We start from the raw sequence: 13,328 nt of genomic DNA, 5'->3' as shown, positions 1-13,328 counted from the left end.
TTATTCATCGCGCAACAGCGGATGCACGGCACGCCGCGGCACCGCGGAAATGTCGTAGGCCAGGAAACCCAGCAACAATTGAATTCCGACGATGATCTGCAAGGCCGCCAGCATCACACTGCCGGCGCTGGTCGGCACCCCGCTGCGGAACGACTCGATCCAGAACCCCAGACCCATCGCGCCACCGACCGCCATGAACAGCAGGCCGAACGCCAGCTCGATCGACGCCAGCGACAGGTCGCGCAGGAAGTAGTTGTAGAACACCCGCTTGAAGGTGTTGCGCACGTGCTTGAACAGGAAGTCGAACAGGATCTTGGAGATGCGCAGATTGCTGGTCTCGGCGCCGTAGCGCGCGTCCATCGGCACGTCCACCACCACCGCGCGGATGATGTTGAGCCGGAACAGCATGTCGGTCTCGAAGAAGTAGCGCCGGCTGATCTTCTTCAGCGGCAGCTTGGCCACCACCTTGGCGTGGATCGCGGTGTAGCCGTTGGTCGGGTCGAACACGTCCCAGTAGCCGGACGAGATCTTGGTCATGAACGACAGCATGGCGTTGCCGAAGATGCGCAGCTTGGGCATGCGGCCGATCTGGGCTAGGTCGTAGAAGCGGTTGCCCTTGGTGTAGTCGGCGTCGCCGCGCAGGATCGGCCCGACCAGCTGCGGCAGCGCCGCGCCGGCCATCTGGCCGTCGCCGTCCATCTTGACCACCACATCGGCGCCGTCGGCCACTGCGCTGCGATAGCCAGTCATCACCGCGCCGCCCACGCCCAGATTGACCTCGTTGAACAGCACGCGCACGCGCGGATCGCGGCATTCGCTTTCGACGTAACGGCCGGATTGCTCCGGGCAGGCGTCGTCGACCACGTAGATGCGCCACACCGCCGCCGGCACGTCCTCGATCACGCCCAGGATATGTTCGCGCACGCGATGGCAGGGCACGACCACGGCGATACGCGGCGCGTCGGTCGCGGGCTCCAGCCCGGGCAAGGCGGCGATCGGTTCGGCGAGCTGGCTCATGCGCTTTCGTAGGACAGGCGATAGGCGCGCGCGAGCAGGCGTGCGATCGGTCGCGGCCACAGGGAATCGAACATCATCTGGTCCTCCGCCGCACGCACCCCATCGCGCACGCCCGCGCTGGTTTCGCTGCCGGGGTGGATGCGATGCAGCATCAATTGCTCGCGAATGTACACGAACGCGCCCGGCTCCCGCGCGCGCCGAACCCAGGCGTCCCAATCCAGATTGACGCGCAGGTCCTCGCGGAAGCGCGGCGGTACCGGCCCGCGCGCCAGGGTCACCGACGGGCACGGGATCGGGCAGCCGAAGCGCAGCGCGCGCAGCTTGGCGCCCGGTCGCGCGATCGCGCCGCGCCCCAGAAACGCCAGCTCCAGCAGCAGGCGCTTGATCCGCAGCATCGCGGTGGCGCCGCGCACGGCCTCGCTATCGCCCAGCAGTTCGGCGTAACCGGTGAACAGCAAGGCCGCGTCCGGATGCGCGGCGGCGGCATCCAAGGTGCGGCGGGTGAACTCGGGCAGGTAGAGATCGTCCTGGTGCGCGATCGTGACCCAGGGCGTGTCGGCCTGGGCCAGGGCCTGGTTCCAGTCGCGGCCGATGCCGGCGTTCGGGGCGTGCACCGCGAGCGTGGCGCCGTACTCGCGCGCCAGTTCGGCCAGCCCCTCGTAGGGCGTCGAAGTCGCCACATGCAGACGCGAAGGCAGGCTCTGCGCGCGCAGCGAGTCCAGGCACGCGCGCAGATGCGGCGAACGCCCATAGGCGGGAACGACGAAGGAATGCAGCGATTCGGGCACGCGCGCGACGCTCAGGAGCCCTGCCCCACCGATGCCAGCAGCAAAACCCCGGACGACACCAGCGCGACGCCGACCCATTGCGCCGGCGTGAGCCGCTCGCCATAGACCAGCCAGCTCGCGGTCGCCATCAGTATGTACATGGTCGCGCCGGAGATCGCGAACGCCATGCCGAGCTTGACCCGGCTCACGACGATCACCCAGATGGTGAAGCCCAGCCCCTGGATCGCGATCGCGGCCAGCACGCCTGGCGACAGCATGGCCGACATCAGCCAGTCGAAACCCTTCAGGTCGGGGCTGCGCACGGCCAGTTGCAGCAAGGCGCGCTTGATCAGCAACTGGCTGCCGATGGTCGAGCAGCTCACGAACAGGATCATGAAAATTTCGCGGATCACTCAGCCCCCAAGGCCTTGATTTGCGTAGACGCTATGCAGCCCCTGCGTCCCGCTGGACATATAAGTATGCAAGCTTGCGCTCCGACCGGTCGGCCGGGATCCGCATAGCTGCGATGGCGGTCACCCCTGCGGCGCGAGGGGCCGGCGCGGCCCTCCATACCGATTCCTTCGAGTCCGAACGTCTTCGCAATCATGAAGTGACGCACAGCGTCACACGGCCGAATCACCACTGACAAATTACGTCACCTCGATTCTACGCCCTCGCCGCGTTAGCGTGATCGCCTTGCCAGTTTGGATTTTCGAAACAACCGTGGCCGCTATTGGCATGGGTTATGCGTATGCTTCTGGTGCACGTGCAGTTACGCACGGCAAGCCGACGGACCGCCAAGCCGGGCCAGCAGGCACGTGAAGTTCACCACTCCTAGGGGAAACACCAATGAAGAACAACCAGCAAGGCTTCACCCTGATCGAACTGATGATCGTGATCGCGATCCTCGGCATCCTGATCGCCATCGCCCTCCCGGCCTACCAGGACTACTCGATCCGCACCAAGAACTCCGAGTGCCTGAACGTCGCCGCGGCCGCCAAGCTTGCCGTCGCCGAAACCGCTCAGGACCGTGGTTCGCTGGGCATCGTGACCCAGGCCAACACCGGCTACAACTTCACCGCCAGCGACTACTGCAACTCGGTCTCGATCGCCAACGGCGGCACCATCACCGCTGTCACCAAGAGCACCGGTGGTCCGAACACGACCTTCACGCTGGCTCCCAGCAGCACCAGCAACAGCGGCCGCATCGATTGGACCTGCTCGGCCACGGGCATGGCGAACCAGTCGCAGCTGCCGGGCGAGTGCCGCGCCCCGTAATTCGCTCGACGTAATTCGCTTCACGCTACAACGAGAAACCCCGGTTCGCCGGGGTTTCTTCTGAGAGGCCTGTTGCATCTGCCTGCAACAGCGTTGGACCACCCCCCTGTCGGTCCGCAACGCCATATCGGCTCGCGACTTATCCGTCCTGCAGAGGGACCGACCATGAACAGACAAAACGGCTTCACCCTGATCGAGCTGATGATCGTGATTGCGATCCTTGGCATCCTGATCGCCATCGCATTACCGGCCTATCAGGACTATTCGATCCGCACCAAGAACGCCGAATGCCTTAATGTCGCCAGCGGCGCCAAGCTCGCCGTAGGCGAGACCGCGCACTCGGCCGAAGGCTTGGCGCTGATCACCCAGACCAATACCGGCTATTCGTTCACCAGCAGCGACTATTGCCAGTCCGTGCAAGTCCAGAACGGCGGTTCGATCGTCATGGTCACCCGCAGCACCGGCGGTCCCGTGACCACGATCACCCTGGTTCCGAGCAGCGCGCCGAATACCGGCCGCATCGAATGGACGTGCAGCGCGACGGGGCAGGCTAACAATTCGCAGCTTCCCGCCGAATGCAGAACCCCTTAGTATCCGGGTTCCTTGATGCGCATGTGCTCCGAGCCATGCGCATCCTGTAGCAAGCGCTAGCGGCGGATTCCCCGCCTGGGGATGAGCATGCGCCATAAGCTGTTGTTGTGCCTGGTCCTGCTGGTAACGGCGGTTATCTACTGGCAGGGCTTGTCCGGTCCGTTCCTGTTCGACGACGGCTGGAATTTCACCACCCTATTCGCCTGGGCCAAGCAAAAGGCCACTTGGCAGGAAGTCCTGTTCAGCAACGGCTCGTTGCTGCTTTCCAGGCCGGTGGCGATGGCCAGCTTCCTGCTCACCGCCTGGATCGGCGGCACGGACCCGTTCTCCTTCAAGCTCGGCAACCTGGTGATTCACCTGGTTTGCGGAGTGCTGATATGGGCGGTGAGCCGGCGCGCTCTGGCGGAAGACCCGCGCTTGATGCCCTACGCCAATGCGCTCGCGATCACGGCTGCAGCGCTCTGGCTGCTGCACCCGCTGCAAGTCAGCACCGTGCTGTACGCCGTGCAGCGCATGGCGCAACTGAGCACGTTGTTCGTGCTGGCATCGGTATGGACCTATCTGGTCGCGCGCCGCCACTTGATTCAAGGAGATAAGCGCAGTGCGGCGCTAATGCTGTTCGCGCTGATTCCGCTGCTCGTTCTCGCGGGCCTGCTGAGCAAGCAGAATGCCGCCATCGCGCCCGCGCTATGCCTGGTGATCGAGCTGGCCTACTTCTCGGGTCAGACCGCTTCGCGCCGAATGATCTGGGCCTTCTTCGGCCTGAGCTTGGCTGTGCCCGGATTGCTGCTCCTGGGCCTGCTTGCGATCGCACCCGACAAACTGTTGGGCGGATACTCGGAATGGGGGTTCACCCTCGGCGAACGCCTGCTGACGCAGCCGCGCGCGCTGGCCGACTACCTAATATCCCTGTTGATACCGCGCAGTCCGGCCATGGGCCTGTACACCGACGATTTCGCGGTTTCCACCGGGCTGTTTTCGCCGCCGAGCACGCTGTGGGCGATCCTGGCTTTGTCTGCACTCAGCGCAGGCGCGATCGCCGTGCGCAAGCGCATGCCAACCGTGTTCGCGGGCTGGTTCTTCTTCCTGGTCGGGCACCTGATCGAGTCCAGCTTCCTGCCGCTGGAGATGTACTACGAGCACCGCAACTACCTGCCTTCCGTCGGCATATTGCTGGCTCTGGTGGCGGTGGCCAGCCAGCTCGGCGTCAATCTCAAGACCAATGTGCTATCGACGCGCCAGTTGGGAATGATCGCTGCAGGCACCTTCTGTCTGGTCCTGGCGTTCGCCACGATGGGCCGCGTCATGGTCTGGAAAAACCTGGATACGGTGGTGGAGCAAGGACTCAGATTCCACCCAGATTCCTTGCGCGCCAATTTCGATCGCGCTGTCATGGCGCTGCAGGCGCGCCGCTACGACGAGCACATGGACATCATGTTGCGGCTCGAGCGCAGCCCCGACCCGCGAAATCGCCTGCTGGCCAGGATCAACATGATCACCGGCAACTGCTTGCATCATTCGGATGCCGACCCCGCCGAACTGGATACGCTGACCGCGCTGACCCTGCCGCAGATTACCGTTTTCGAGCTGTCCTCCCTGCAATTCCTGGCGGACACCACGCAAAGCCATGGCTGCGGCAAGATCACCAATAGCCGTCTGGCCGAGAGCCTGCTCAAGATGGCGGCAGCGACGCCGCAGCAACCCGATGACGCAATGCCCAAGTGGCGTACGCGCTACATCGCAGCCGATCTGTATGCGATGGACCGCAATTTCGCTAAGGCCGAGGCGCTCACGGCGTCGCTATGGGAACCTAGCGGTCACGACACGCAAGTCGGCTTGCTGATGGCGTGGTCCTACGCCAAACAGGGTAAGCGCGCGCAGGCCCAGCGCATGCTCGACCGACTGGAAGGCACGATCAAACCTTACGACTCCAAGCAACGTCGCGAACTGGCGACCGTGCGCGCCGCGCTCTAGGAGGCGCGGCACAGGCACCGGAGTGGACCCGCGATGTTCGAAGAGACGCCGCAACGGCCACTGAAGGGCGCAGCGCCCCGTCGCTGGGATCTCGCGCGCATCGTGTTGGCGGGCGCTTTGCTGGCAACGTTGGCGGTCTATTGGCCAGGCCTGAACGGGCCGTTCCTGTTCGACGACGCCGCCAACCTGACGGTGTTCCGCGACTGGTACAACGGCCGTGTCGATTGGCGCTACGCGGTGCTCGGTCGAACCGATCCGCTAGCGGCGCGGCCGTTGTCGATGGCCAGCTTCCTGGCAACCGTAGCCCTGGGCGGCCCCGAGCCGCTGTCCTACAAGATCGGCAACCTGCTCCTGCACCTCACGGTCGGACTGCTCGCGTTCCGGCTGCTGCTGCGCACGCTGGCCGAAGATCAGGCGCTCGCGAAGCGGGCACGCTTGCTCGCCGCAATCGCCGTGACGCTGTGGTTGCTGCACCCGATTCAAGTCAGCACGGTGCTTTACGCGGTGCAGCGCATGGCTCAGCTTGCCGCTTTGTTCGCGCTGGCGGCAACGCTCGCTTACTGGGTCGGACGCCGCCGGCTGATCGCCGGATACACCCGCTCGGCGACGCTCCTGCTGTTCGGAGTCTTTCCGCTGCTGCTCATGGCGGGCGTGCTGAGCAAGCAGAATGCGGTCGTCGCGCCGGCGTTGTGCCTAGTGCTGGAACTGGCCTATTTCACCGGCGCCCGCCCGCGCCGAGTATTGGCGTTCTTCGGCCTGTTCCTGGCGCTGCCGCTGATCGCCGGCCTCGCCTTGCTGGCCTGGTCGCCCCGCCTGCTGCTGGACGGTTACGCCGACTGGGATTTCAGTTTGGGGCAGCGGCTATTGACTCAGCCGCGCGTGCTGGCCGACTACCTGCTTGCTCTGCTGCTGCCGCGTGGCGAGCGCATGACCCTGTTCAGCGACGACTTCGCGCTATCCACCGGCTGGTTGACCGTGCCCTCGCCGATACCGGCAATGCTCGTGCTGGCGGCCATCAGCACGCTTGCGGCGACTCTGCGAAAACGTGCCCCCAGCTTGTTCGCAGGTTGGTTCTTCTTCCTGACCGCTCACGCCGTCGAGTCCAGCGTGTTGCCGCTGGAAATGTATTACGAGCATCGCAACTACCTGCCATCGATCGGACTCGCGTTGGCGGTCGTGGGGGCCTGGGGGTTGCTGCCGTCGCGCTGGCCCCGCGCGCCGATGTTCGCACTGCCCGCGGCGATCGCCGCATGCGGTTTGCTGGCCTGGTCCACGCACGCCCGGGCGCTGATCTGGCGTAGCAAAGCGGACATCGTGGCGAACGCTCTGGCCTACCACCCCGACTCGTTGCGCGCCCGCCAGACTCAGGCCTTCATCGACCTCAGCGCAGGCCGCCACGATGCCAGCCTTACCCAGATGGCCTATCTGGCCCGCAGTCCGCTGCCGCGCCGTCGCCTGCTGGCCGGGATCGATTCGGTTTCGATCGACTGCCTCAGCGGTCGCGACCCCGATCCGGTGCAGTTGGATCGGGCCTTGGCCGATCGCCAGACCAAGATCACGCTGGACGAGGTGCTGGTCGCCGATCTGCTCGCGCAAGCCAGCGGCCAGGGACGCTGCCCACGTATTTCACCTGAACGCGTAATCGACACCGTATCGGCCCTGCTCAAGGCCGCGGCTACGCAACCCGACAGCGCCCAGCCCAAACGCCAGCTGCGCCTGCTAGCGGCGATTTTGCTGGCGCGCAGCGAGCGCTGGCCCGAAGCCAGGGGCCAGGCCGAGGCGGCCTGGGGCGCCGATGCTCGCCTCGAACTGGCCGACCTGTTGATTCAGGCCTACGTAAAAGAGGGGCGCCCCGAATCGGCCGAACGCGTATTGCGGGAACTGACCGCGCGGACCAAGTCCTACGACCGTGCCGCCCTACGTCTGATCGCGCATTGGCGGAGCCGCCTGGCAGAGCGCTGAACTGTTCATCGCAGGCGAGGTCCAACCTGCTGAAACCCGCGTAAAGGCGTCTGCGCGGCCTTCCGGCGCGCGAAAAGGCGACCGTTGTCCGCTCGCGCAGCCCACGGATTGGGGTAAAGTCGGTCTGGGGAAAAACCGAGGACTGCGATGTCTAGCGTCGCTACCGCCAACTTGGTGGGGATCACCGGCATTGCCCGGCGTCTGGTGCTGGACGGCGCCCTGGAAGAGACTGCGGCCCGCGAGGCCATGGCCACGGCCAGCAGCGAACGCAAGCCGATTGCGACCTACCTGTCCGAAAAGCGCTTGGTCTCGGCCGGGCAGCTCGCCGCCGCCAACTCGATCGAGTTCGGCGTGCCGCTGTTCGACGCCTCCACGCTGGACTCCTCGCAATCGGCGATCAAGCTGGTCAGCGAGGAGCTGGTACGCAAGCACGGCGTGCTGCCGCTATTCAAGCGCGGCAACAAACTGTTCGTGGGCCTGGCCGATCCGACCAACACCCGCGCCCTGGACGAGATCAAGTTTCAGACCAACCTGGTGATCGAGGCCATCCTGGTCGACGAGGACACGATCCGGCGCAGTCTGGACCAGTGGCTCGAGTCCGCCGACGCGCTCGGCGAAGGCGTCAACGAGGAAGGTCTGGAGACGCTCGACGTCGGCAGCGGCGACGACGACCTGACCGCCTCCGGCGACAGCGGCGTCGACGCCAAGGGCGACGACACCCCGGTGGTGAAGTTCGTCAACAAGGTGCTGGTGGACGCGATCCGCCGCGGCGCCTCGGACATCCACTTCGAACCTTACGAAACCGATTACCGGGTGCGCCTGCGCATCGACGGCATCCTTAAGCAGGTCGCCAAGGTGCCGGTCAAGCTCAGCCCGCGCATCGCCGCGCGCCTGAAGGTCATGGCGCAGCTGGACATCGCCGAGAAGCGCGTGCCGCAGGACGGCCGCATCAAGCTCAACCTGTCCAAGACCAAGCAGATCGACTTCCGCGTCAGCACCCTGCCGACCCTGTTCGGCGAGAAGATCGTGCTGCGTATCCTCGACGGCAGCGCGGCGCGCCTGGGCGTGGACAAGCTCGGCTACGAGGAAGACCAGAAGGAGCTGTTCGTCGGCGCCGTGGTCAAGCCCTACGGCATGGTCCTGGTCACCGGTCCGACCGGCTCCGGCAAGACGGTGTCGCTGTACACCGCGCTGAATATCCTCAACGACGACATGCGCAACATCTCCACGGTCGAGGACCCGGTCGAAATCCGCGTGCCGGGCATCAACCAGGTGCAGATGAACGTGAAGCGCGGCATGACCTTCGCCGCCGCGCTGCGCAGCTTCCTGCGCCAGGATCCGGACGTGATCATGGTCGGCGAAATCCGCGACCTCGAAACCGCCGAAATCGCGATCAAGGCCGCCCAGACCGGCCACATGGTGCTGTCCACCCTGCACACCAACGACGCACCGCAGACCATCGCGCGTCTGATGAACATGGGCGTGGCGCCGTACAACATCACTTCCTCGGTGACCCTGGTCATCGCCCAGCGTCTGGCCCGGCGCCTGCACGACTGCAAGCGCGAGGTTCATCTGCCCGAACACGCGCTGCTGGCCGAGGGCTTCACCCACGACGAGATCGTCGGCGGACTGAAGATCTACGAAGCCGCCGGTTGCCCGGACTGCACCGAGGGGTACAAGGGACGTACCGGCATCTACCAGGTCATGCCCATGACCGAACAGATCCAGGCCATCGTGCTGGAAGGCGGCAACGCGATGCAGATCGCGGCCGCCGCACTGAAGTCCGGCGTCCGCGACCTGCGCCAATCGGCGTTAATGAAGGTCAGGAACGGCGTCACCAGCCTCTCCGAAATCAACCGCGTTACCAAGGACTAAACCATGTCCGCGACCCGCACCGCGACCAAGCAGCAGACCCCCGTCCGCCGCCCCAATCCGCTCGAAGTCTTTGTCTGGGAAGGCAAGGACAAGCGCGGCGTCGTTATGAAAGGCGAGCAGTCGGCGAAGAACGCCAACATGCTGCGCGCCGAGCTGCGCCGCCAGGGCATCACGCCCGGCACGGTCAAGCCCAAGGGCAAGCCGTTCTTGGGAGGCGCCGGCAAGCGCATCACGCCGCGCGATATCGCCATCTTCAGCCGCCAGATCGCGACCATGATGAAATCGGGCGTGCCGATCGTGACCTCGCTGGAGATCATGGCCGGCGGTCAAAAGAACCAGAAGATGAAGACGCTGATCAATACGATCCGCGCCGACTTGGAAAGCGGCTCCTCGATGCATGAGGCGTTGAGCAAGCACCCGATCCAGTTCGACGAGCTCTACCGCAACCTGGTCAAGGCCGGCGAATCGGCGGGTGTGCTGGAAACGGTGCTCGACACCGTCGCCAGCTACAAGGAGAACATCGAAAGCCTGAAGGGCAAGATCAAGAAAGCGCTGTTCTATCCGGCCACGGTGGTCGCGGTGGCGATCCTGGTCAGCGCGATCCTGCTGATCTTCGTGGTCCCGCAGTTCCAGAAGACCTTCGAGAGCTTCGGCGCCGAGCTGCCGGCGTTCACCCTGATGATCATCGGCGCCAGCGACTTCATGATCAAATACTGGTGGGCGGTGCTGTTTATCGTGGTCGGCACCATCGTCGGCTTCATCATGGCCAAGAACCGATCGCCGGCGTTCGCGCATTTCCTCGATCGCATGATGCTGAAGATCCCGGTGATCGGTCAGATCCTGCACAACTCGGCGATCGCGCGTTTCGCGCGCACGCTGGCGGTGACCTTTAAGGCCGGCGTGCCGCTGGTTGAGGCGCTGGATACCGTCGCCGGCGCCACCGGCAACGTGGTCTACGAATCGGCCGTACACCGGATCCGCGACGACGTCGCGGTGGGTTATCAGCTCAACATGTCGATGAAGCAGGTCAACCTGTTTCCGCACATGGTCATCCAGATGACCGCGATCGGCGAAGAAGCCGGCGCCCTCGACACCATGCTGTTCAAGGTCGCGGAGTTCTACGAGGAAGAGGTCAACAACGCGGTCGACGCGCTGTCCAGCCTGCTCGAACCGCTGATCATGGTGGTATTGGGCGTCGTGGTCGGCAGCATGGTCATCGGCATGTACCTGCCGATCTTCAAGCTCGCCGCGACGATCTGACCGCTACGTGCCGATGACCATCTAGGGTTATTCTTCACGCATGGCATTCCTGGATCAGAACCCCGGCCTCGGGTTTCCGCTCGCGGCCGGTTTCGGGCTGTTGGTCGGCAGTTTTCTCAACGTGGTCATCCTGCGCCTGCCCAAGCGGCTGGAATGGGAGTGGAAGCGCGACGCCCGCGAGATCCTCGAGCTGCCGGAGATCTACGACCCGCCGCCGCCCGGCATCGTGGTCGAGCGCTCGCATTGCCCGCACTGCAAGCATCAGCTGAGCTGGTACGAGAACATCCCGGTCTTCAGCTACCTGTTCCTGCGCGGACGCTGCCGCAGCTGCAAGACCCCGATCTCGCCGCAGTACCCGCTGGTCGAACTGGTGACCATGCTGGCCGTGTTGGCCTGCGTGTGGCGCTTCGGCTTCGGCTGGCAGGGCTTCGGCGCGATCGTGTTCAGCACCTACCTGATCGCCCTGTCCGGCATCGACTTCCGCACCAAGTTGCTGCCCGATCAGCTCACCCTGCCGCTGATGTGGCTGGGCTTGATCGCCAGTTCCGACAATCTGTACTTCACCACCAAGCCGGCCCTGCTCGGCGCGATCGCCGGTTATCTGAGCCTGTGGTCGGTGTGGTGGGTGTTCAAACAGCTGACCGGCAAGGAAGGCATGGGCCACGGCGACTTCAAGCTGCTGGCCGCGATCGGCGCCTGGGTCGGGCTCAAGGGCATCCTGCCGACCATCCTGCTGTCCTCGCTGGTCGGCGCCATCATCGGCTCGATCTGGCTGACCGCGCGCGGGCGCGACAAGGCCACCCCGATACCGTTCGGGCCCTATCTCGCGATCGCCGGCTGGATCGTGTTCTTCTGGGGCGAGCAACTGGTCGGCGCGTACATGCGCTACGCCGGGCTGCGCTGACCGCCATGGCCGCGTTCTGCGTCGGCGTGACCGGCGGCGTGGCTTCGGGCAAGAGTGAAGTGACGCGGCGTTTCGAAGCGCTGGGCGTGACCGTGGCCGACGCCGATCTGGCCGCGCGCGCGGCGGTCGAGGCCGGCTCCGCAGGGCTGGCCGAGGTCGTGGCCGCGTTCGGTGCGGAGGTGTTGGACGCGCAGGGCGGCCTGGATCGCGCGGCGATGCGCCGACGCGTGTTCGCCGATCCCGACGCGCGCCGGCGCCTGGAAGCCATCGTCCATCCACGCGTGCGCGCCCTGCTGCGCGCGCAATGCGAACAGGCGCCCGGCGCCTATGCAATCGCCGCTATCCCGCTGCTCACCGAAGGCGGCGGCCGCGAAGCCTACCCCTGGCTGCAACGCATCCTGCTGGTCGACGTGCCGGTCGCGGTCCAGCGCGCGCGCGTGATGGCGCGCGACCGGGTCGAGGCCGAGCTGGCCGAACGCATGATCGCGGCCCAGGCCACGCGCGCTGCGCGCCTGGCGATCGCCGACGACGTGATCGTCAACGACGGACCGCTGGAGGCGCTGGACCGTCAGGTCGCGGCCTTGGATCGGCGTTACCGGGCCCTTGCGGCCGGCTGAGCCGACCGCTGTCGACACTCTTCTGGTCCACGTGCTGCTTGGGCCGGAGCCGCTCTTAAGCCGCCGCCTCGGCGATCGCATCGGGCCATAGGCCGCGGATCGCGGCCACGCCCTGGGCGCCGTGCGCGCGTGCGGTGGCGATGTCGTCCGGCGCCAGGCCGCCGATCGCATAGATCGGCAGGGACACCGCCTCGCGCATAGCCGCGAAACCGTCCCAGCCGATTCCGGCCGCGCCGGGATGGGTGGGCGTGGCGCGGATCGCGCCGACCACGGCGAAATCGCAGCCTAGCGCCTGGGCGCGGCGCAGCTCCTCGGCATCGTGGCAGGACGCAGCCAGCGGCAGCTCCGCCGGTAGCGGGCGCCGCGGGTACTCGCGCAGTTGCGCGGCGCGCAGGTGCAGGCCCGACGACAAGGCCAGGGCCAGCTCGGCATCGCCGTTGATCAGGACCTCGGCGCCCGCCGTACGGCAGCGCGTCACCGCGGCCGCAGCCAGCGCGCGCCAGCGCGCGGGTGCGGTGCCGGGCGCGCGCAGTTGCACTCGGGTCGCACCGGCCGCGAGCGCGCGCTCCAGCGCGGCCAGCCAACGCGCATCGTCGTCGGCGCCGGGCGCGGGCGTAACCAGATAGCGATCGGGTTGCAGCAGGGCCGCGACCACCGGACGGTCGGCCGGCGGCATCTCGTAGCGGGCCAGCTTGGCCGGCGGCACCCAGACCAGGGCCTGGCCCTCGCGACCGCGCACGCTGCCGCGCCAGTGCTTGAGCTCGCGCACGTCCAGGCGCAGGCGCTTGTCGGGATAGGCCTGCGGCACGTCGATCAAGGCCGCGCCGACCTCGCAGTCGATGCCCAGTTCTTCGTGCAGTTCGCGCTGCAGCGCGGCCTCGGGCGATTCGCCAGGCTCGCGCTTGCCGCCCGGGAATTCCCATAGGCCAGCCAGGTCGCGGCCTTCGGTGCGGCGGGTGAGCAGGATGCGGCCGCGCGCGTCGCGGATCACGCCGGCGACTACTTCCACGACCCGAGATTCGGGATTTGGGATTGGGAATTCGGCAGGCCCGCCTTCTACGCCGCATGCAGCGGCTGGACCTG

Annotated in this window: 12 protein-coding genes; 8 read left to right on the top strand and 4 right to left on the bottom strand. The window is 66.0% G+C overall.

The features are described 5' to 3' along the window. From ASD69_RS14305 to ASD69_RS14295, 3 genes are read right to left on the bottom strand one after another with little or no spacing between them, the layout of a single operon-like run. A complete protein-coding gene (locus ASD69_RS14305; RefSeq protein ID WP_082576489.1) occupies positions 1-1,017 on the bottom strand; it encodes a glycosyltransferase in 1,017 nt (338 codons plus the stop codon). Beyond that, complete coding sequence (locus tag ASD69_RS14300; RefSeq protein WP_056179229.1) at positions 1,014-1,805, bottom strand: glycosyltransferase family A protein; 792 nt, start codon at positions 1,803-1,805, stop codon at positions 1,014-1,016. Before ASD69_RS14300 ends, ASD69_RS14305 begins: the two co-directional genes overlap by 4 nt. Before the next feature lie 11 nt (positions 1,806-1,816). Beyond that, positions 1,817-2,179, bottom strand: a complete 363-nt coding sequence (locus ASD69_RS14295; RefSeq protein WP_157489411.1) for an EamA family transporter — start codon at positions 2,177-2,179, stop codon at positions 1,817-1,819. A 454-nt stretch (positions 2,180-2,633) separates the two neighbouring features. Between ASD69_RS14295 and ASD69_RS14290 the strand changes: the two genes are divergently transcribed. The 8 genes from ASD69_RS14290 to coaE all read left to right on the top strand — a co-directional run bounded on the left by ASD69_RS14290 (position 2,634) and on the right by coaE (position 12,245). Continuing rightward, a complete protein-coding gene (locus ASD69_RS14290; RefSeq protein WP_056179222.1) occupies positions 2,634-3,062 on the top strand; it encodes a prepilin-type N-terminal cleavage/methylation domain-containing protein in 429 nt (142 codons plus the stop codon). 165 nt (positions 3,063-3,227) lie between these two features. Beyond that, entirely contained in the window at positions 3,228-3,653 is a 426-nt protein-coding gene (locus ASD69_RS14285; RefSeq protein ID WP_056179218.1) for a prepilin-type N-terminal cleavage/methylation domain-containing protein, read from the top strand. An 87-nt stretch (positions 3,654-3,740) separates the two neighbouring features. Next, complete coding sequence (locus tag ASD69_RS14280) at positions 3,741-5,627, top strand: hypothetical protein (protein ID WP_162250659.1); 1,887 nt, start codon at positions 3,741-3,743, stop codon at positions 5,625-5,627. A gap of 33 nt (positions 5,628-5,660) precedes the next feature. Further along, a complete protein-coding gene (locus ASD69_RS14275) occupies positions 5,661-7,589 on the top strand; it encodes a hypothetical protein (RefSeq protein ID WP_056179214.1) in 1,929 nt (642 codons plus the stop codon). Between the two features lie 147 nt (positions 7,590-7,736). Then, positions 7,737-9,464, top strand: coding sequence for a type IV-A pilus assembly ATPase PilB (gene pilB, locus ASD69_RS14270; protein WP_056179211.1), 1,728 nt, complete (start codon positions 7,737-7,739; stop codon positions 9,462-9,464). A gap of 3 nt (positions 9,465-9,467) precedes the next feature. Further along, complete coding sequence (locus tag ASD69_RS14265; protein WP_056179206.1) at positions 9,468-10,724, top strand: type II secretion system F family protein; 1,257 nt, start codon at positions 9,468-9,470, stop codon at positions 10,722-10,724. A gap of 40 nt (positions 10,725-10,764) precedes the next feature. Beyond that, a complete protein-coding gene (locus ASD69_RS14260; RefSeq protein ID WP_056179202.1) occupies positions 10,765-11,628 on the top strand; it encodes an A24 family peptidase in 864 nt (287 codons plus the stop codon). A 5-nt stretch (positions 11,629-11,633) separates the two neighbouring features. Next, the gene (coaE, locus tag ASD69_RS14255; RefSeq protein ID WP_056179198.1) at positions 11,634-12,245 is read left to right on the top strand and encodes a dephospho-CoA kinase; all 612 of its coding nucleotides are present in this window, start codon (positions 11,634-11,636) and stop codon (positions 12,243-12,245) included. Between the two features lie 55 nt (positions 12,246-12,300). Here coaE and ASD69_RS14250 read toward each other — a convergent pair whose 3' ends face one another. Continuing rightward, positions 12,301-13,278, bottom strand: a complete 978-nt coding sequence (locus tag ASD69_RS14250) for a Nudix family hydrolase (protein WP_056179965.1) — start codon at positions 13,276-13,278, stop codon at positions 12,301-12,303. Positions 13,279-13,328 lie beyond the last annotated feature (50 nt).

Origin of the sequence: Lysobacter sp. Root604 (genome assembly GCF_001427505.1) — a bacterium.
Classification (GTDB): domain Bacteria; phylum Pseudomonadota; class Gammaproteobacteria; order Xanthomonadales; family Xanthomonadaceae; genus Lysobacter.
This window is presented reverse-complemented; position numbering and strand designations above follow the sequence as displayed.